General features: G+C 60.3%; 17 protein-coding genes. 5 read left to right on the top strand and 12 right to left on the bottom strand.

The annotated features are described in order from the left end of the window. Together VEJ16_12560 and VEJ16_12565 are read left to right on the top strand one after the other, a co-directional pair. Window positions 1-2880, top strand: a 2880-nt coding sequence (locus VEJ16_12560) for a vitamin B12-dependent ribonucleotide reductase (protein ID HYB10492.1), incomplete at its 5' end; no start/stop codon positions are given. 124 nt (window positions 2881-3004) lie between these two features. Then, the gene (locus tag VEJ16_12565) at window positions 3005-3418 is read left to right on the top strand and encodes a VOC family protein (protein HYB10493.1); all 414 of its coding nucleotides are present in this window, start codon (window positions 3005-3007) and stop codon (window positions 3416-3418) included. Window positions 3419-3442: 24 nt separating this feature from the next. Here VEJ16_12565 and VEJ16_12570 read toward each other — a convergent pair whose 3' ends face one another. Beyond that, a complete protein-coding gene (locus VEJ16_12570) occupies window positions 3443-4837 on the bottom strand; it encodes a cytochrome P450 (protein HYB10494.1) in 1395 nt (464 codons plus the stop codon). Window positions 4838-4867: 30 nt separating this feature from the next. Continuing rightward, window positions 4868-5689 (bottom strand): hypothetical protein, encoded by an 822-nt coding sequence (locus VEJ16_12575; GenBank protein ID HYB10495.1) that lies wholly within the window; start codon window positions 5687-5689, stop codon window positions 4868-4870. A gap of 104 nt (window positions 5690-5793) precedes the next feature. On the opposite strand from VEJ16_12575, the gene VEJ16_12580 reads away from it, so the two are divergent. Continuing rightward, window positions 5794-6258 carry a RidA family protein gene (locus tag VEJ16_12580; protein HYB10496.1) on the top strand — a complete coding sequence of 155 codons (465 nt, stop codon included), beginning with the start codon at window positions 5794-5796 and terminating at the stop codon, window positions 6256-6258. Between the two features lie 11 nt (window positions 6259-6269). Then, the gene (locus VEJ16_12585) at window positions 6270-7436 is read left to right on the top strand and encodes a GNAT family N-acetyltransferase (protein HYB10497.1); all 1167 of its coding nucleotides are present in this window, start codon (window positions 6270-6272) and stop codon (window positions 7434-7436) included. A gap of 27 nt (window positions 7437-7463) precedes the next feature. Here VEJ16_12585 and VEJ16_12590 read toward each other — a convergent pair whose 3' ends face one another. The 4 genes from VEJ16_12590 to VEJ16_12605 all read right to left on the bottom strand — a co-directional run bounded on the left by VEJ16_12590 (window position 7464) and on the right by VEJ16_12605 (window position 12093). Then, the gene (locus tag VEJ16_12590; protein HYB10498.1) at window positions 7464-8591 is read right to left on the bottom strand and encodes a CoA transferase; all 1128 of its coding nucleotides are present in this window, start codon (window positions 8589-8591) and stop codon (window positions 7464-7466) included. Between the two features lie 45 nt (window positions 8592-8636). Continuing rightward, on the bottom strand, window positions 8637-10958 hold the full coding sequence (clpA, locus tag VEJ16_12595) for an ATP-dependent Clp protease ATP-binding subunit ClpA (GenBank protein ID HYB10499.1): 2322 nt from the start codon (window positions 10956-10958) through the stop codon (window positions 8637-8639). Window positions 10959-10988: 30 nt separating this feature from the next. Continuing rightward, on the bottom strand, window positions 10989-11318 hold the full coding sequence (gene clpS, locus VEJ16_12600) for an ATP-dependent Clp protease adapter ClpS (protein HYB10500.1): 330 nt from the start codon (window positions 11316-11318) through the stop codon (window positions 10989-10991). A 247-nt stretch (window positions 11319-11565) separates the two neighbouring features. Then, a complete protein-coding gene (locus VEJ16_12605) occupies window positions 11566-12093 on the bottom strand; it encodes a phasin family protein (GenBank protein ID HYB10501.1) in 528 nt (175 codons plus the stop codon). Window positions 12094-12688: 595 nt separating this feature from the next. Here VEJ16_12605 and VEJ16_12610 point away from each other — a divergent pair. Next, the gene (locus VEJ16_12610) at window positions 12689-13852 is read left to right on the top strand and encodes a D-alanyl-D-alanine carboxypeptidase family protein (GenBank protein HYB10502.1); all 1164 of its coding nucleotides are present in this window, start codon (window positions 12689-12691) and stop codon (window positions 13850-13852) included. A gap of 11 nt (window positions 13853-13863) precedes the next feature. On the opposite strand, the gene VEJ16_12615 is transcribed toward VEJ16_12610, so the two are convergent. The 6 genes from VEJ16_12615 to VEJ16_12640 form a co-directional block, all read right to left on the bottom strand. After that, window positions 13864-14373: a gamma-glutamylcyclotransferase family protein gene (locus VEJ16_12615; GenBank protein ID HYB10503.1), complete on the bottom strand. Its 510-nt coding sequence runs from the start codon at window positions 14371-14373 to the stop codon at window positions 13864-13866. A gap of 34 nt (window positions 14374-14407) precedes the next feature. Next, on the bottom strand, window positions 14408-15787 hold the full coding sequence (locus tag VEJ16_12620) for a phosphomannomutase/phosphoglucomutase (protein HYB10504.1): 1380 nt from the start codon (window positions 15785-15787) through the stop codon (window positions 14408-14410). 25 nt (window positions 15788-15812) lie between these two features. Next, complete coding sequence (locus tag VEJ16_12625) at window positions 15813-17126, bottom strand: UDP-glucose/GDP-mannose dehydrogenase family protein (GenBank protein ID HYB10505.1); 1314 nt, start codon at window positions 17124-17126, stop codon at window positions 15813-15815. Between the two features lie 38 nt (window positions 17127-17164). Next, window positions 17165-18067 carry a UTP--glucose-1-phosphate uridylyltransferase GalU gene (gene galU / locus VEJ16_12630; GenBank protein ID HYB10506.1) on the bottom strand — a complete coding sequence of 301 codons (903 nt, stop codon included), beginning with the start codon at window positions 18065-18067 and terminating at the stop codon, window positions 17165-17167. 129 nt (window positions 18068-18196) lie between these two features. Continuing rightward, window positions 18197-18925: a DnaJ domain-containing protein gene (locus VEJ16_12635; GenBank protein ID HYB10507.1), complete on the bottom strand. Its 729-nt coding sequence runs from the start codon at window positions 18923-18925 to the stop codon at window positions 18197-18199. 195 nt (window positions 18926-19120) lie between these two features. Next, a partial coding sequence (locus VEJ16_12640) for a VWA domain-containing protein (GenBank protein HYB10508.1) occupies window positions 19121-19279 on the bottom strand: 159 nt, incomplete at its 5' end.

Raw genomic sequence — 19279 nt, forward strand, 5'->3', positions numbered from 1 at the left:
AAGATGGTAACGGTCGATCTCGACCATCCGGACATCGAAGAATACATCGATTGGAAAGTGATCGAGGAACAGAAGGTCGCGGCCCTTGTCGCCGGTTCGAAGCTCTGTCAGAGGCACCTCAACGAGATCATGCGCGCCTGCCACAATTGCGTCGGGCCCGCCGAGGCGTGCTTCGATCCCAAGCAGAACCCGCAGCTCAAGCGTGCGGTCGTCGCAGCACGCCATGCGATGATCCCCGAAAATTATGTTCAGCGTGTCATTCAGTTCGCCCAGCAGGGCTATTCGGAGATCGATTTCCGGGTTTATGACACGGATTGGGACTCAGATGCCTATTTGACCGTCTCGGGTCAGAATTCCAACAACTCCGTGCGCGCCTCGAACGCTTTTCTCGAGGCCGTGCTTGCAGGCGGGGAGTGGAATTTGATCCGCCGCGTCGACGGTAAAGTTCACAAGGTCGTAAAGGCCGCGGATCTCTTCGACCGGATCGCCAGTGCGGCATGGGCGTCCGCCGATCCGGGCATGCAATACGACACGACGATCAACGAGTGGCATACGTGTCCGAATAGCGGCCGGATCAATGCATCCAATCCCTGCTCGGAATATATGTTCCTCGACGACACGGCCTGCAATCTCGCTTCGCTAAATCTCATGGCCTTCCGACGAAAGGACGGCAGTTTTGACGTGGCCGCCTTCGAGCACGCGGTTCGGCTCTGGACCGTGACGCTCGAAATCTCGGTGCTCATGGCGCAGTTCCCATCGCGGCGCATTGCGGAGCTGTCCTATGAGTTCCGCACCCTCGGCCTTGGCTATGCCAATATCGGCGCACTCCTCATGTCGCTGGGCTTGTCTTACGGCAGTGCTGCCGGCCGTTCGATGTGCGGGGCGATCTCGGCCCTGATGACCGGAATCGCCTATAGAACCTCTGCCGAGATGGCGGAGGAATTGGGCGCCTTCGCCGCGTACGCGAAGAATCGAGAGACGATGCTTCGTGTCATCCGCAATCACCGGCGCGCGGCCTGCGGCGCGCATGGAGGCTATGAAGGACTCTCGGTCGCACCCGTCCCCCTCAGTGCCGCAGAATGCCCCGACGCCGCGCTGGCCGCCGCGGCCGTGCACGCGTGGGATGACGCGCTCGCCGCCGGTGAGAAGTACGGCTATCGCAATGCGCAAGTTTCGGTCGTGGCGCCAACGGGCACCATCGGCCTGGTCATGGATTGCGATACGACGGGTATCGAGCCGGATTTCGCGCTTGTGAAATTCAAAAAGCTCGCCGGTGGGGGTTACTTCAAAATCATCAATCGAACGGTACCCCTGGCGCTCAAGACGCTCGGCTATAACGACACCACGGTCGAAACGATCGTCCGCTACGCGGTCGGCCACGGCACGCTCAAGGGAGCGCCGTACATCAACCACGAATCCCTGCGTCAGAAGGGGTTCAATGAGGGAACGCTCCAAACGCTCGAGCAAGCACTCGCCTCGGCGTTCGATATTCGCTTCGCCTTCAATAGATGGACTTTCGGCGACGATTTTTGCATCCGCGTCCTCGGCCTCACCGAGGCTGAAATTGGCGATGTCGCCTTCGACATGTTGGGTGCCCTCGGTTTCACCAAGGAGGAAATCGAAGCCGCCAACACGTTTTGCTGTGGCGCCATGACACTCGAGGGCGCCCCTGGACTTAAGGACGAGCATCTCCCGGTTTTCGATTGTGCCAATCCGTGCGGCCGGCTCGGCGAGCGCTTCCTTTCGACCGAGGCGCACATCCGAATGATGGCGGCCTCCCAGCCTTTCATCTCGGGTGCCATCTCGAAGACGATCAATATGCCAAACAGTGCGACGGTCGACGCCTGCAAAGAGGCATACATGCTCTCGTGGCGTCTCGGCCTCAAGGCGAATGCGCTCTATCGCGACGGCTCCAAACTAAGTCAGCCACTTTCGACGCAACTTCTTGACGACAGCGAGCTGGTCGAGGAATTGATCGACGCTTCCAACACGGGCCGGGCTGCGGTATTGGCGGAGCGCGTCATCGAACGTGTCGTCGAGCGAATCGTTGAACGCCGGACGACGGAGCGCCGCCGTCCGCCCCAACGGCGCAAAGGCTACACCCAAAAGGCCACAGTCGGTGGCCACAAGGTGTATTTGCGCACCGGCGAGTACGAGGACGGCTCGCTTGCGGAGATCTTCGTCGATCTCCACAAGGAGGGTTCGGCGTTCCGCAGTCTCATGAACAATTTCGCCATCGCAATTTCGATCGGTCTCCAATACGGCGTTCCGCTTGAGGAGTTTGTGGAGAGCTTCACCTTCACGCGCTTCGAGCCCTCTGGCATGGTCGAGGGGAACGATGCGATCAAGATGGCGACCTCGATGCTCGATTACATCTTCCGCGAGCTCGCAATCTCCTACCTGTCGCGCCACGACTTAGCGCACGCGGAGCCCCAGGATCTCCAGCCCGACACGGTTGGACGGGGCGAGAAGGAGAGCGATCTGGCACTCACCCGCGACGAGGCGCTTGGCCCGGTTGCACGCGTGGCCTCGAACGGCTTCGTGCGCGGTAATCTGCCCAAGCTCCAAGTGATTTCCGGCAGCCGTCCGGGTGGCAACGGTGCTGCCACCGCCGTCCTGGCCCAAGCCTCGGCGGCGGTGGCGGTCACCGGTGCCGCCGCTGAGACGGCCGCACACGCCCTGCACGGCGATGCCGCGTCAGCCGTCGCCGTCAGTACCGCGATCGTCGAATCTGTCGACAGTCGCCTCTCGCAGATCCGTGAGGCCCGCCTCAAGGGCTACGAGGGCGACGCCTGCGGCGAATGCGGTAACTTCACCCTGGTGCGTAATGGCACCTGCCTCAAGTGCGACACCTGCGGCGCCACGAGCGGCTGCAGCTAAGTGCAGTCGTTCACCACGGCGACGCAGGTGGGCTCCTCCCTGAACTAGGGGGATTTGGCAGCGGCAAATCCCCTCTTTTCGCGAGACGCGGAGCTATCTCGCGCGCAGAGGCGGCGAGGCATCGATGAGCGCACCGGCGCAAACGACGCGGCCCTACGCCCCCCTCGATCACGTCTCGATCGCGGTTTCCGATCTCCTCCGATCAATTCGATTCTACGACGCAGCGTTTGCGCCCCTTGGCATAAAGCGTGTCAAAGAAGTTCCCGGTCATGTTGGTTACGGGACAAATCGTCCATTTTTCTGGCTACATCCGCGCGCTGCCAAAGGCGCGGTTCGGCCCGGCATTGGCCTTCATTTTTGCTTTGGCGCCAAGACCCGCGCTGAGGTCGACGCGTTCTACGGGGCGGCGATGGCGGAAGGTGCCAAGGATAATGGCGCGCCCGGCCTCAGGACGATCTATCACCCGAGCTACTACGGCGCCTTCGTTCTCGATCCCGACGGCTACAAAATCGAGGCCGTTTGCCACTTCCGCAAATAGCGAGCGCCTTGCAGTCCTTCGGCTCTACCGGCTGACGAGCGTCACCGGCAATCCGCCCTTGGGCTTGAGCGTGATGAGGCCAAGTGGCTCCACCGGCACGCCGGGTACGACGTGGGGTGCGAAATGTTGGGCAACGGTTGCGATGATCAGGATTGCTTCCTGCATCGCAAAACCAGCACCAATGCAAACGCGCGGGCCTCCACCGAAGGGAATATAGGAATAGCGCGGACGCTCGCCCGCCCGTTCAGGCGCAAACCTTTCCGGGTTGAAGATTTTGGGCATGTCCCAGAGCTTCTCGTGTCGATGAAGAAGCCAGGGCGAGATCAACACGGCCGAACCCTTTGGCACCTCGTGGCCGAGGATCTCGTCGTCGGCGAGCGCTTCGCGCGAAATGGTGTGAGCAGGCGGATAGAGGCGCATCGATTCCTCGATCACCATCCGCGTGTAGCGAAGTTGGGCGATATCGTCGTTCTCGGGCGGGCGTGCACCAAGCACGGCCGTCAGCTCAGAATGAAGCTTTGCTTCGATCTCCGGATGGGCAGACAGCAGATACCAGGTCCAAGTCAGCGCGTTTGCCGTCGTCTCGTGGCCTGCGGTGAAGATAGTGGCAAGCTGATCGCGCAACTCCCGATCATCCATGACCTCACCTGTCTCTTCGTCCCGTGCGGCGAGGAGAAGCCCCAGGAGGTCGTCCTTCGGCCCCCCTTCGGTCCGTCGTCGATCGATCAAGCCGTAGATGATCTCGTCCAGCGCCATGCCTGCCTGTCGGACGCGTCCTGCATTGCGCCGCGGCAGCCAGCGCGGCAATCCCAAAAGGTCCGAAATCGCGGGCCGCCCGCCGACACGTTGATATTGCAGCAGTGCAGCCCGCACCTCGTCGGCACGGTCGCGAATGTCGCTCGAAAACATTGTGCGCGTGATGATATCGAGCGTGAGTTTCGCCATCGCGTCATGTATGTCGACGATGGCATCACGAGGTATCAGCTGCCATGCCTTCATGGCCTCAAGGCTTGCCTGGACGATCACTGGCGAGAACGCGGCGAGTCTCCGCGGATGGAAGGACGGCGCCATCGTCCGGCGCTGCCGGCGCCACTCGTCGCCTTCGCTGCTGAGCAAGCCCTTGCCGAGCGGACGCAACAGTTGACGCGCTATGAAGCTCTTCACGTAGTTGCTGGCATTATCGAGGAGGACGTGCTTTGCGGCGGCCGGACAATTGGCGACCAGGATGCGTCGAAATAGCATCCGGCTTTCGATCATATCCTCGCGATAGGCATCCTCGGACCAGGCTGCGAGCGCGTTTTTATGAAGTCGCCAGACGCGTCTCAGGGTAACACCACGCCGGCCGAGGTGGGGCGGCTCGGCGAGCTGCGGGCGCCGAAGTTCTGCTGCGCCAAGTTCTTGCCTTGCCCCACCCGCCATCGGGAGATACAGCCTCGCTTATCCGCCCAGCTAGATCCGCGCCCATGAGCGCGGCCGCTCGGCCACGGCTGGCGAATTGTAGCCGAGACGCGACTGGCTTACCCGCTTATAGTCCGCGGGTATCTCGAAGAGCTTTGGGTCCTGCGGCCCGACTCGGAGGTTGTGCAACTCCATCCTGACGGTGTGGTGCTTGCCATCCTCGTCCACGACATTACTGTCGACGCGAACGACGATTCCTTGCTCGCTCACCCAAACGACTCCGTCGATTGGCGAGCCATCCACGTCTTTGCCGACGATCTTGCGCTTGGTCGCCTGCACGCCGCCGACTGCTTCCGTGCCGATCGTCTCCAAACTCACTTCCGGCTCTTTCACCTTGCCGTCCGGACCCGGCGCGCGTCCGAGCGCCTCGTCGAGCGGAGATTCGATATAAAGCTTCTCCTCTGGCGAGATGCTCCACACCACTTTACGGTCAAGACGGACGATCATTATCTCAAGATCGCCTTCCACCGTCATCTCACGACGCTCCTTTTCGCGCGTGCGGATGACCTTGCCTTTGATCTCGTCGTCGTCGCCAGTTTTGGACGAATCCCCCAAGTAGGTCATGGTCACGTCCGCGGAGTAATCGACCGTGGGCGGGCTGAGATAATGCTCGAGGCCGAGAAGCTGAGCGGATGCCGACGTTGCACTCACGAGCGCGGCGGCCAGAACCGCAATCGGCAAGAGGAATCGAGTCAGGGGCACCTCCATGGCAAGATCGTAGCCGTTGCGTCTTTCATCATAGAGGTTCGGCGCACGCCGCTTCAAGTGCGCGGAACGGTCGGCAGGCATGCCGAGTATGCGGCGAAAAAGCACGCCATTCCATCTGGCACGTCGTGCACTGAATCGCTATCCTCCGGCACCGCCTCGCGCGCGGCGGAATATTCCAACCAACGCCAAACGAATAGGAGATCGACGCCATGGCAGGGAAAATCGAGGCCCGTCTTAAGGAATTGAAGATCGAGCTACCCAAGGCGGCGGCTCCGGTAGCGAACTACGTGCCTTGCGTACAGGCGGGCAATCTCCTCTTCGTATCGGGCCAAGTGACCTTCTGGAATGGGGAGCTCAAATACCAGGGCACGGTCGGTAAGGACATTTCGCTCGATGACGGCCGTGCCGCGGCCCGGCTCTGCGGGCTCAATATCCTCGCCCAGGCGCAAGCATTTCTCGGCACGCTCGACAAAGTAAAACGGGTCTGCATGGTACAAGGCTTCGTCAACGCCGTGCCAGGATATACCGACCATCCCAAGGTGGTGAACGGCGCTTCGGATCTTTTCGTCGAGGTATTCGGAGACGCCGGCAAGCACGCGCGCTTTGCGGTCGGCTCCGGTTCGCTGCCGGTCAACGTTGCGGTCGAGGTTGCCGCCGTGCTCGAGGTCGCCTAGGCAAATTTCACATGCCCGACGGACGAGAACCGGCGACAATCCGACTGGTCGAGCGCATAGGGGACTTGCCGCGCGAGTCTTGGGACGCCTGTGGGGGTGCTGCAAATCCTACGGTGAGCCACAGCCTCCTCCGCTGCCTCGAGGAGAGCGGTTCGGCCTGTCAAGACGCGGGCTGGTTGCCCCAACATATCGCGGTCGAGGACAGTGCGGGCCGTCTTGTCGCCGCGGCGCCGATGTACCTCAAGAGCCACTCCTACGGCGAATATGTCTTCGACCATGGCTGGGCCGATGCTTATGAACGTGCGGGCGGGCGGTATTATCCAAAGCTCCAGATCGCGATACCATTCACGCCGGTTACCGGCCCTCGCCTTCTCGTTCATCCCGACGCGCCGGCCGGGACGCGAGACACGCTCATTGCGGGGTCGGTCGCCGTGGCCAAGCGGCTCAACGTCTCCTCGCTCCATATCACGTTCCCAAGCGGGGCCGAATGGCGCAGCTTGGGCGATGCCGGCTTTCTCCTCCGCGAGGGCGAGCAATTTCACTGGCAGAATGCAGGGTTCCGGGATTTCGAGGATTTTCTGGCCGCCCTCAGCTCGCGCAAGCGCAAGGCCATCCGTAAGGAGCGTGCGTCGGCGCTGGCGGGCGGCATCGAAATACATGCACTAACTGGTGCCAGTATCGAAACCCGCCATTGGGACGCGTTCTTCCGCTTCTACCGCAACACGAGCGACCGGAAGTGGGGCTATCCATATCTGACGCGCGAATTCTTTCATCTTCTCGGCGAGACGATGGCAGACAAAGTCGTGCTGATCGTTGCGGAAAAAAACCGGCGCCTCGTGGCGGGCGCTCTCAACCTCCTCGGAGCCGATACGATCTATGGGCGAAATTGGGGATGCGAGGGTGAATTCCCATTTCTTCATTTCGAGTGTTGCTATTATCGCGCCATCGAATTCGCGATCGATCACGGCTTGGCGCGAGTCGAGGCCGGCGCCCAAGGTACCCACAAGATCCAGCGCGGATACCTGCCGCAGCCGACTTATAGTGCGCACTGGATCCGCGACAAGGCTTTCGCCAAAGCGGTCGCCGACTTCCTTGCGCGTGAGCGCCGCGCGGTCGCGGCGGAGCGCGAATCGCTCGCGGAATTATCGCCCTTCAAGGTAGGACAGGAGCGGGCATAATTCAGGTCAACTCGACGAGGGCGGTGATCACGCCGCGCGCGTCCAAGCAGCGATAATTTCATCGACCGCGCCGAATCTCACGTCCTTCCTCGGCGTTGGCGGCGATCCGTCTATCCAGGCGGGATAAAGGACCTCGATGCGAGCGTCTGGCGCTTCGGTTCGCTGCAGCAATCCGCGCGCTGCAATCTGCGGATGGTCGGGCAAGTCGGCGAACTCGCGGATCGGCTCGAAGCAGTGATCTACCTCGGCAAAGAGTGTCTCCCAATGCGCGAGTGGGCCGGATGCGAAGAGCCTTTGCACCTCAGCGATCAGTTTTTTCTGCGGAAAACTCTCCCACTGTCGCGGAATCCAGTCTTGCCGGCCGACTGCTGCGCAGAAATTCGCCCAAAATTTCTCCTCGATATTGCCTATCGAGATGAAGTGCTCATCCTTGGTGCGATAGATATTGTAGCAAGCAGCGCCCCCGTTGAGCAGGTTTCCGGCGCGCTTGGGGGCATTCTCCCGGCGGAGAGCATTGGTAAGGCCGCCACTTTGCCAGGCAAGTGCGGTTTCGGCCAAGCTCACATCGATGAAGGCGCCCTTCCCCGTTCTCGCACGCGAAACGAGTGCCGCAAGAGTGGACGCCGCCGCCTGAATCCCGCTTGCATAGTCAGCGACCGGCGGCCAAGCGATCGTGGGCGCTTCGACAACCCCAGACGCAATCAAGCCGCCGCCAAGCGACATGTAGTTGAGATCGTGGCCCGCTTTGAGGCGATAGGGTCCCGTCTGGCCCCAGCCCGACAAGGCCGTGTGAACGAGCCTCGGGTTGAGCGACTGAAGATGCTTGCGCCCAAAGCCAAGTCGGTCGAGCACCCCCGGACGATAGCTCTCGACCATCGCGTCGGTACAGCGCACGAGGGCTTCGAAATGTTTGCGGCCACCATCGTTCTTCAAATCGAGTTCGATGACTGTTTTGCCGCCATTCATGACCTTGTAAAGCGGTGAGATCCCGTCTGAGTCCCGGGCACCGCCGAGACGTCGCATGGGCTCACCGCCGGGTGGCTCGATTTTGACCACGTCGGCGCCAAGATCGGCGAGGATGAGTGCAGCGTAAGGCCCGGGAACATATTGGCTCAAGTCGAGGACGCGCACACCCTCGAGAAAGCGTTGAACCATTGGGCACCTACCAGCGGGAAGGAGGCGCCAGCCAGGCGGCGGGCCTTATTCGACCAGTGCGGGGCTACCCTTACCCTCGCTGGTCTCTGCGTTTGGCTTCTTGCGGGTACGGATTTCAGGTGCATATTCAAACGCGAGTTCTTCGCCCTCGAGGCGCACTTTTACAATTCCACCTTGCGCCAGCTTGCCGAACAAGAGCTCGTCGGCTATGCCTCGCTTGACGTTCTCCTGGATGACGCGGCCAAGCGGTCGAGCGCCAAATGCGGGGTCATAGCCCTTTTGCGCCAGCCAGCGGCGTGCGTCCGGCGAGAGTTCGATGGCGACGTTGCGGTCTGCCAACTGTTCCTCGAGCTGCAGGATGAATTTGTCGACCACGCGCTCGACGATCTCCGGCGTCAAATGCGCAAAACCGATGATAGCGTCGAGCCGATTACGGAACTCGGGCGTGAACAGTCGGTTGATCGCCTCTCGATCGTCGCCGCGGCGTGTTGCGCGCTCGAAGCCGATTGGCGGTTTCGCCATTTCCGAAGCGCCCGCGTTCGTTGTCATGATCAAGATCACGTTGCGGAAGTCGATCGACTTTCCGTTGTGATCGGTGAGCTTACCGTGATCCATCACCTGGAGAAGGATATTGAAAAGGTCGGGATGAGCCTTTTCGATCTCGTCGAGCAGCAAGACCGCATAAGGATGTTGGTCGACCCCGTCGGTGAGAAGCCCGCCCTGGTCGAATCCCACGTAGCCCGGCGGCGCGCCGATGAGGCGTGATACGCTATGGCGCTCCATATACTCGGACATGTCGAATCGGATGAGTTCGACGGAGAGCGAGTGGGCGAGCTGGCGTGCAACTTCGGTCTTGCCCACCCCCGTCGGTCCGGAGAAGAGATAGCAGCCGATCGGTTTCTCGGGCTCCCGTAAGCCGGCGCGCGCAAGCTTGATCGCCGACGAGAGTGCCGCGATCGCCTGGTCCTGGCCGAATACCATCCGTTTCAAGTCGATTTCGAGATTCTTGAGCACGCTTTTGTCGTCACGGCTCACGTTTCGCGGCGGAATGCGCGCTATCTTGGCGACAATGGCTTCCACGTCCTTGACCGTCACGGTTTTCTTTCGCCGGGTCTCGGGCATGAGCATTTGTGCTGCACCCACCTCGTCGATGACATCGATCGCCTTGTCCGGCAGCTTGCGATCGTTGATATAGCGCGATGACAATTCGACCGCGGCACGGATTGCGTCGATGGTGTAGCGCACGCGATGGTGCCGCTCGTAATACGGTTTCAGGCCCTGGAGAATCTTGATCGAATCTTCAAGCGTTGGCTCGGTCACATCGATTTTCTGAAAGCGCCGTACGAGTGCGCGATCCTTTTCGAAATACGTGCGATATTCCTTATAGGTCGTCGAGCCGATGCAACGGATCGTCCCGCCCGCGAGTGCCGGCTTCAGGAGGTTCGACGCGTCCATCGACCCTCCGCTCGTCGCACCGGCGCCGATCACCGTATGGATCTCGTCAATGAATAGGATCGCGTTCTTCTGGTGCTCAAGCTCGTTGATGACGGCCTTGAGGCGTTCCTCGAAATCACCTCGATAGCGCGTGCCAGCGAGAAGCGAGCCCATGTCGAGGTTGTAGATCACCGACCCTCGCAGGACGTCCGGTACCTCGCCTCGCACGATGCGGCGCGCCAATCCTTCCGCGATCGCGGTCTTTCCGACGCCGGGGTCGCCCACATAGAGGGGGTTATTTTTCTGGCGACGACAAAGGATCTGAATCGTTCGCTCCACCTCGGCTTCCCGGCCAATAAGGGGATCGATTTTTCCCTGGCGCGCTTTCTCATTGAGGTTGACGGTATAGCTGCCGAGCGCATCCTGCCCCCGACGCCCGGATTTCTCCGTCGACGCTTCCTCTTCGGCGCCATGCGGCGCGCGAGTTTGGCTATGACCGGGCACTTTGGCAATGCCGTGGGAGATGTAGTTCACGGCATCGAGCCGCGTCATGTCCTGTTCCTGAAGGAAGAACACAGCATGGCTTTCGCGCTCTGCGAACATCGCGACGAGCACGTTGGCGCCCGTTACCTCCTCGCGGCCCGAGGACTGTACATGAATAGCGGCCCGTTGCAGAACTCGCTGGAAACCGGCCGTCGGCTTCGCGTCCTCAAGGCGCGTCGTGACGAGGCTCGAGAGTTCGTTGTTGATGTATTCCCCGAGGTCCCGGCGCAGTCGATCGACATCGATCCCACACGCACGTAGGACCGCGACCGCATCGGAGTCCTCAGAGAGAGCGAGGAGGAGATGTTCCAGTGTTGCATATTCGTGGCGACGCTCATTCGCGAGGGCCAGGGCACGGTGTAGACTTTGTTCGAGATTGGGTGAGAGCATTCGTCTTAACCTATCAAGCTGGGGAACACGTTATTCCTTTTCGAGCGTGCATTGAAGCGGATGCTGATGCCGCCGCGCATAATCGATCACCTGATTGACCTTGGTCTCAGCGACCTCAAATGTATATACGCCGCATATGCCCACTCCGCGACGGTGGACGTGCAGCATTATTTGAGTGGCATCTTGACGGCTTTTCGAGAAGAAACGCTCCAACACGTGAACGACGAACTCCATCGGCGTGTAATCATCGTTCAGCATCAGCACTTTGTACAGTGCCGGCTTCTTGGTCTTCGGGCGGGTCTTGACGACAATACCGGTACCCGTCCCGCTATCGTCATCGGATTTGCGCGTGCTGCTCATGTCCGTCGCATGATTATACGCCAAGCATTGCCGCTACCGCCCATGATATTTGATTCCGGCCGGAGGCAAAAGCCTTCGCGAACAGCGTTAACGTTAATTGCCTCGAATAAAATCAATGCAGGCGGCAACATCTGGAAAGGGAACGGACGCACGGTTTCTTTTTCGAGCGCGGACCGACCGCGCAAAACGAAAGGCCCGCGACGGAGCCGCGGGCCTCCTTACGATAGAGATCGCTCGAGGATCGAATTTACGCAGCCGCCGGTTTGAGGAACTTCTCGACCGATGCGTTCACCTGCTCATGAATTGGGCTGAACGCCTCGTTCGCAACCTTCACGCCGATTTCACCGAGCTTCGTACCCTGCTCGACCCACGAATCGAACGCTTGTTTCGCGAATTCCGACTGCAGCTCGACCAGATCGCGCAGCGTCTTCACGCCAAACAAGGCCTGCGCGTTCGAAACGGACTTCTCGATCGAAACCTGGCTGTAGCTCGCGACTTCCTTGCCGAATGTCTCGAAGCCCTTGACGATGACCGTCGAGGCCTTGACGAATGCGTCGACGTTGTCCTTGCCGAGTGCGCTGATATCGTCGTAGCTCTGGAATGCGGCGGTGGTCGCCTTCTCGAAGTGCTCCTGCGTAGCTGCCAAAGCCTTCTCGTACTGCTTGCTCGCCACGTCGGTCGATGCCCTGACCACGGTCTCGACCGTCTGCTTGCCGGCCTCAACCGCAGACTCGAGCGGTTGAGTGAACCTTTCGGTCTTGGTCTTCGTCGCCATGTCACAATCTCCTCAAATGAAAGCGTTAGGGGTCATGCCACGGGAAAAACCTTCATAGGGTCCCGCTTCATCGTTCATGCTGCACTGCAGCAACGCTGGAAATATAAGCATTGCGCGATGTCTGTCAAGGATTTTTGTGCAGTGCAATAAAGGCTCATTCTGCATCGCACCATTGCCCGATTTGCATGCTGAGGCCCGCTCCGTCGCCATGTCGGGAACCAGGACGCGGTTCGCATTTTTCGAACATCTTGGAATTTTGCAAAACTCGATAGAGGAAATGCCGGTCAGGCGCGGCGACTGTTACATCTGGTAAGCACTGGCTGTCACACTGACTTAATACAGTAAAATCTTTTAAGAATTGAACATTTCGGGTGGACACCGAGTCTACCATTCCATAGAATCGCCATAATTTAGACAGGGTTTCATTGGGCAATTACGAATTATTAACGCAACGGGGCGAGAATTCGCCGAGGCTAAGACGGGAGATCGGGTCATGATTCGGGGTCGGCTGCTGACTACTAGCATTGGTGGGCTGACCTTACTTGCTGCCCTATCCCTGGCAAACGTTGCTGCAGCGAAATATGAGTCCCTCGTCATGGACGCGAAAACAGGGGCCGTGTTGGAGGAATTCAACGCGGATGCCCGTACTCACCCCGCGTCGCTCACCAAGATGATGACGCTGTACTTGACCTTCGAGTCGCTCGAGCGGGGACAACTTCAAAAGAACCAGAGCCTTCGCGTTTCGGCGCATGCCGCCGGTCAGCAGCCCTCAAAACTCAATCTTACCACGGGCGAGACCATCACGGTCGAGCAAGCGATCTTGGCGCTTACCGTCAAATCTGCGAATGATGCGGCGGTTGTGCTGGCGGAAGCCGCGGGCGGAAGCGAGTCGGCATTCGCCCAAGAGATGACCCAGAAGGCACGTGAGCTCGGTATGACCGAGACGACCTTCCGTAACGCCTCTGGCCTACCCAATCCTGGCCAAGTGACGACCGCGCGTGACATGGCGAAACTTGCGCGCGCATTAATAAGGGATTACCCGCAATATTACTCGTATTTCAGTGCGCGGGAGTTCACCTTCCAGGGCACCGAGATCCCCACGCATAATCATGTGCTCGTGGAATATGAGGGGGCGGACGGCCTAAAGACCGGCTACATCCACTCGTCGGGATTCAACCTCGTCACGTCGGCCGTGCGAAATGGTCGCCGCCTTATCGGTGTGGTGTTGGGCGGCCAGACGAGTAGCCAGCGCGACCATGCCATGATGCGTCTTTTGGACAACGGCTTCGCCATGCAGATCCCTGCGGTCGAGGCTACCTATAGCCCGACCGGGGACGACGAGTCCGCTAAGGCAGCTGCCAAGACCGCTGGCTCGGCTGCGTACATCCGGCCGACGTCGCCGGTGGCACCTGCAATCGCGACAATGGAAGACGACAGCGCGCCACAAGTCGGCAACGATCAGAATGGTGCTGAGCTCGGCGTCGAATTGACCTGGGGCATTCAGGTCGGTGCATTCGGGAAACTGGCCTTGGCCCAAGCTGCGGCCCGACGTGTGCAAACTGCCTACCCAAGGCTCGCCAATGCGGTCGTCTCGATCGGCCACGTCAAAACACAGCGCGTCACCATCTACAGGGCGCGCCTCGTCGGCTTGAGCGAGAGCCAGGCGCGACAAGCTTGCAGCTATATTCAGCACCACAAAGGCTCCTGCCTGCTCGTCACGCCAGGTGGCGACCGCACAATCGCCCAAGTCGTGCAATAGGTAGCGCCCGTCTAGCCTTTTTCCTTCAGATGCGATGAATAGCGATCCCGCACGGCCCAGCGCTTGACCCAGCGCGTGCGCCCGCGCGCGAGGTAACCCGCCTCGCGGAACGCTGCCATCCACAGGGACATCACCCGCAGAAAGGCCCGCTTGTGTCGACGTTGCCACTCGTCGAGCCGCCAGCCGCCGCGTCGCAGCGAGACATGCCCGTCGCATAGATAGACCAAGGCGTGTTGGGTCTTGCCATCAGTCAGTCGCACCACGCACCGACGCAGGTAATAGTTCCGCCCTTCATAGTGGCAAAGGCGCGCCAGTTCCCGTCGGCTGATGCCCCGTGCGAGCACGCCGTCAACCACAACTCCTTTTCTCGCCACCAGATTCGGCGCTGTCGAGTGGCGTTTGGCCATTCGACGATAACCGCCAAGGCGCGCGGGCACGAGGGCAAGTTCCTCCGCTGCCTTCCCAAGGACCATGCGACGCACATCGGCGTCGATCAGCGTCCCATAGAAAAAAAGATCCATTGCATCCCCGACACCCGGCGGCAGGCGTTTCGCGCTAGATAACGGACACTTCGACCTTGCTTGCATTAAGTTCGGTCTTGAGCGCCGATTTGAGCCGCTCCAGCCCTGCAGCCGTCCGCGCCTCACAGCGCGCCACCAAAACTGCCTGAGTATTGGACGCCCGCAGGAGCCACCAGCCATCCGAATTCCGCACGCGAACGCCGTCAATTCCGCTGACCTCCATTCTCGCGGCCTCCAGACGCTCGCGGACCTCCTCGATCACCGCGAATTTTCGTTCCTCGCTGCATGGAATGCGCAGTTCAGGCGTATTGAGGACGGGCGGTAACCGGTCGCGCAGATCAGCTAGCGTTGCGCTGTCGTGGGCAATGACGTTCAAAATGCGCACAGCCGCATAAAGCGCATCGTCATAACCGTAATATCGGTCAGCAAAGAAGATATGGCCGCTCATTTCACCGGCAAGGGGTGCGGCAGTCTCCGCCATCTTTGCCTTGATGAGCGAGTGGCCGGTTTTCCACATAATGGGCTTGCCGCCCATGCGCGCGATTTCGTCGAATAGCACTTGGCTTGCCTTGACGTCAGCGATGATCGTAGCGCCGGGGACGCGATTCAGCACATCCCGCGCAAGAAAGATAAGGAACTGGTCGCCCCAAAGGATGCGTCCCTTCCCGTCGAGGATGCCGATGCGGTCGCCATCGCCGTCCAATGCGATGCCGAGATCGCAGCCGTGAGCCAGTACAGCCCCGCGCAATTGTTCGAGATTCTCGGGTACGGTCGGATCGGGGTGATGTGCTGGAAAAGTGCCGTCGATCTTTTCGTTCAGCAGGATATGCTGACCCGGCAATCGCTGGGTAAGACGCCTCATCGCTTCGCCGGCCGAACCGTTGCCGGCGTCCCACGCGACTTTGAGTTGCCGTCCGACCTCGACATCGGCCAGGAGCCTTTCGATGTATGCATCGAAGATCTCCTTGTCGACCGCAACACCGGAGCCCTCGACGAAATCTCCCGCCGCGGCGATTGCGCCGAGTTTACGGATGTCCCCACCATGGATCGCGACGCCTTTTAGCACCATCTTAAAGCCGTTATATTCAGGCGGATTGTGGGAGCCCGTCACCATGACAGCCCCATCGCAACCGAGATGCTTATTCGCGAAATAGAGCATGGGTGTCGGGCCCAAACCGACACGGAAAACATCGACGCCGGTCGACACAAGGCCCTCGGCAAGCGCGGCCGCAAGTTCGGGCGAACTCAATCGCCCATCGTAACCGACGGCAGCCGTCCGCCCACTCTCCCTGCGAATCGATGTGCCGAATGCGCGACCGAGAGCTAGGGCGTCGTCTATGGCGAGTGTCTCCCCCACGACACCGCGAATATCGTATTCTCGCAGGATGGTCGTCTTGAAGGCATGGGGTTTCATGGTGCTGTCCGATCGTTTGTCGGCATCAGTCACGGTTCGGCCGGCCGACTGAGGTGTAGTGGAAACCGGCGGCCCTCATTTCTGCGGGATTATAAATGTTGCGGTAGTCGACCACGATCGGCGACTTGAGCAACGACTTCATTCGCGCCGGATCGAGGGCGCGAAATTCGTTCCATTCCGTTATGACAGCGAGGGCGTCGGCACCCTTCATGGCGTCGTAGGCGTTTTCGCACCAAACGAGCCCGTCGAGTAGCTTTTTCGCTTCCGTCATCCCTTCAGGATCGAATGCTCGCACTGTGGCCCCCGCGCGCTGAAGGGCCGGCACGATATCCAAGCTCGGGCTTTCGCGCATGTCGTCGGTATTGGGCTTGAAGGTGAGGCCGAGCACGGCGATGGTCCTGCCTTCGACCGTGCCCCCGCACGCCTCAATGAGCTTGCCCGCCATCCTGGCCTTGCGCTTGGAATTGACGTCGGCCACCGTTTCGATCAGGCGCATGGGCGAGCCTGCTTCACGCGCCGTGCGGACGAGCGCGAGGGTGTCCTTGGGAAAGCATGAGCCGCCATATCCCGGTCCAGGATGGAGAAACTTTCGCCCGATCCGCCCATCGAGCCCGATGCCGCGGGCGATATCGTGAACATCCGTACCTAGTCGTTCGCACAAATCTGCTATCTCATTGATGTAACTTATTTTCATCGCAAGAAAGCCGTTCGCTGCATATTTTGTGAGTTCGGCGGTCTCAACATCGGTAAAGAGGATCGGCGTCTCGATGAGAAATAGCGGACGATAGAGCGCGCGCATGAGGTCTCGCGCGCGCTCGCTGTCGGCACCGATAACGACCCGGTCGGGGCGCATGAAATCGTTGATCGCGGAACCCTCGCGCAGGAACTCCGGGTTCGAAACGACGTCGAATTTCGCATCGGATCGTGTCTCCCCGACGATGCGACGGACTTCGCGGCCGGTCCCAACCGGTACGGTGGATTTCGTAACGATCACCGTGTAGCCGTCGAGGGCCGCGGCGATTTCCCGGGCGGCCTCGTATACGTAGCTCAAATCGGCGTAGCCGTCGCCACGCCGGCTCGGCGTGCCGACCGCGATGAAGACGGCATCGGCGCCAGTGACTGCGGATGCGAGATCGGTCGTGAACTTCAGCCGTCCGTCCTTTGCATTACTCTCGACCAACGCCTCGAGGCCCGGCTCGAAGATCGGGATTTTGCCGTCTCTCAGTCGCTCGATCTTCTGCGCATCCTTGTCGACGCACACTACATCGACGCCGAACTCGGAAAAGCACGCGCCCGAAACCAGCCCGACATAGCCGGTGCCGACCATGGCGATGCGCATGTGAGCCCCCTATTTCGATTCTTGTCCTGGCCAGCGCCTCAACGTACGACCTTCGCCTTGGGCGCCAACATCTCGGCATAGCGGAGAAGCACGTCGCGCGCAGCCGAGCCTAGGTCGCGGTGGTTTATGGCGAACGCGATGTTGGCTTCGAAGAAGCCGACTTTGTCACCGCAATCGAATCGCGTCCCTTGAAAGCGGAAGCCATGAAAGGGTCCAAATCCGATCGTCCGGGCGAGCGCATCGGTGAGTTGAATCTCCCCGCCCGCACCCACCTCCTTCCGACCGAGGTGCTTCATCACATCCGGCTGGAGTATGTAACGCCCGATGATGGAGAGCGTGGAGGGAGCCTTTTCCGGCGCTGGTTTTTCGACCAGGCCGCGAACCTCGACGAGCTGGCCGCGTTCCATGACGATATCGAGAATCCCGTAGCGGTTGGTGTGACCACGTGGGACGTCCATGGCGGCAACCATATTTCCGCCGATCTCGACATGCGCGTCCATCATCTGCTTGAGGCACGGCGTCTCGGCGAGCACGAGGTCGTCCGCCAAAAGAACGGCGAACGGTTCGTCCCCGATCAAGTCGCGCGCGCACCAAACCGCGTGGCCCAGACCCATGGGCTCTTGCTGACGGGTGTAGGCAACCTGGCCGGGCTTCGGCAGCCAGCGGTGCAAGATCTCCAATTCGACGGCTTTCCCGCGCTCGCGCAAAATGTCTTCGAGCTCATAGGAATGATCGAAATGGTCCTCAATCGCCGCCTTGCCGCGGCCGGTTACGAAGATGAACTCTTCGATCCCGGCCGCCTGCGCCTCTTCAACCGCGTATTGAATCAACGGCTTGTCGACAACCGGTAGCATTTCCTTGGGCATGGCCTTGGTCGCCGGCAGAAATCGGGTGCCTAGGCCCCCAACGGGGAAGATGGCTTTGCGTACGCGCTTGGTCATACTGTGCTTCTCACGGATGAAAGGACGCCATCGGCCGAACGTCTTGGGAGAATGCTCGAATTTCGATGTCGGGGGAATTTTGTGCCACAGGGCGATCCAGGGTGGCAACCCGGTCGACGTTGCCGTCTCTCATTCCCCAAGTAAAACAGCCTTGGCCTGATTGAGTTTGGCGGCAATATAGGCTGACCCACCCTGATCGGGATGATTTTTGAGGATAAGGCGGTGATAAGCCTCCCTGATCTGGTCCCGGCTCGCACCTTCTTCAAGGCCAAGCATGTCCAGCGCCTCGTTCCGCGTCATAGCACTTGAGCCGCGATCGCCGACGCCGGCGTCACCGGATTCACCTGAAGCCTCGCCCGCTCGCGCGCGCTCGTCCCACTCAGCGCCGAACCGACGTTCGAGATAACTCTCGAGGAGCGGCACGGATTGGGGGTCCTCGCTGTGGCATTCGGCGAGGACCGCCATGAGTTCGCTTCGCGAAAGCGTGTCAAGTTCTCGCCCAGCGAAGGCGCCTTTGAGCACACTCCCCGAAACGCCACCGGTTTCATGGTCAAGCGACATGCGCAGCATGGCGGTTTCGACCTGTGAGCGCCGGCTGGCCGAAGACCTTGCACTACCCGTGACCCGCTCACGTAATGCTCTCCAGCGCAAAAAGAACGGCAACCCCGTGCTGACCGCGGCAAGCACAATCGGCCAGCGGCCGGATATCACAAGATAAAGGCCAAGACACACCGCCGCGGCGACGCCGCTGTAGCGAACCCCTTTGACCAATGCGCGCGGATCGGCAGCGGTGACCCAGTGCGCGAGCAGCAGCAGGGTCAGGAGGAACGCGACGCCGAGCGCAAAATACGCGATCACCCGCATCACCTCCCTTTTTGTCGTTCGCCGGCCTCGTGCGACGGATTAGAAGTTTCCAAGTCTTTGGCGGCAGCCACGCTTAGCAATTTCACATCCCAAGGCCAAACTCGGTTCAATACATTGTTCGTGTGGCTTGGAGTCCGAAATCCGCTCTCGGCCGCGCACCTGCTTAGGGCGGTTTTCGGATTCGCCATGTTAGCGTACTTGGTGCGTAAGCTGCAGCACGAGGCCGCCGCGCTCCTTGCCGTAATGCTCGAGGGCCCGGCGGCCGCCGGCCGCATAGACCGCAACAGCACTGAGCAGGTCCCGCAATTGCTGGGCGCTCGATGCGTCGAAGGCGCAATAGGCGCCATG

The sequence above is a fragment of the Alphaproteobacteria bacterium genome (genome assembly GCA_035625915.1).
Lineage (GTDB): Bacteria > Pseudomonadota > Alphaproteobacteria > JACZXZ01 > JACZXZ01 > DATDHA01.

Coding starts and splice junctions, on each gene's coding strand:
- VEJ16_12565 (HYB10493.1), top strand. CDS start 3,005: ATGAGCGCACCGGCGCAAACGACGCGGCCCTACGCCCCCCTCGATCAC.
- VEJ16_12570 (HYB10494.1), bottom strand. CDS start 4,837: ATGGCGGGTGGGGCAAGGCAAGAACTTGGCGCAGCAGAACTTCGGCGC.
- VEJ16_12580 (HYB10496.1), top strand. CDS start 5,794: ATGGCAGGGAAAATCGAGGCCCGTCTTAAGGAATTGAAGATCGAGCTA.
- VEJ16_12585 (HYB10497.1), top strand. CDS start 6,270: ATGCCCGACGGACGAGAACCGGCGACAATCCGACTGGTCGAGCGCATA.
- VEJ16_12590 (HYB10498.1), bottom strand. CDS start 8,591: ATGGTTCAACGCTTTCTCGAGGGTGTGCGCGTCCTCGACTTGAGCCAA.
- clpA (HYB10499.1), bottom strand. CDS start 10,958: ATGCTCTCACCCAATCTCGAACAAAGTCTACACCGTGCCCTGGCCCTC.
- clpS (HYB10500.1), bottom strand. CDS start 11,318: ATGAGCAGCACGCGCAAATCCGATGACGATAGCGGGACGGGTACCGGT.
- VEJ16_12605 (HYB10501.1), bottom strand. CDS start 12,093: ATGGCGACGAAGACCAAGACCGAAAGGTTCACTCAACCGCTCGAGTCT.
- VEJ16_12610 (HYB10502.1), top strand. CDS start 12,689: ATGGACGCGAAAACAGGGGCCGTGTTGGAGGAATTCAACGCGGATGCC.
- VEJ16_12615 (HYB10503.1), bottom strand. CDS start 14,373: ATGGATCTTTTTTTCTATGGGACGCTGATCGACGCCGATGTGCGTCGC.
- VEJ16_12620 (HYB10504.1), bottom strand. CDS start 15,787: ATGAAACCCCATGCCTTCAAGACGACCATCCTGCGAGAATACGATATT.
- VEJ16_12625 (HYB10505.1), bottom strand. CDS start 17,126: ATGCGCATCGCCATGGTCGGCACCGGCTATGTCGGGCTGGTTTCGGGC.
- galU (HYB10506.1), bottom strand. CDS start 18,067: ATGACCAAGCGCGTACGCAAAGCCATCTTCCCCGTTGGGGGCCTAGGC.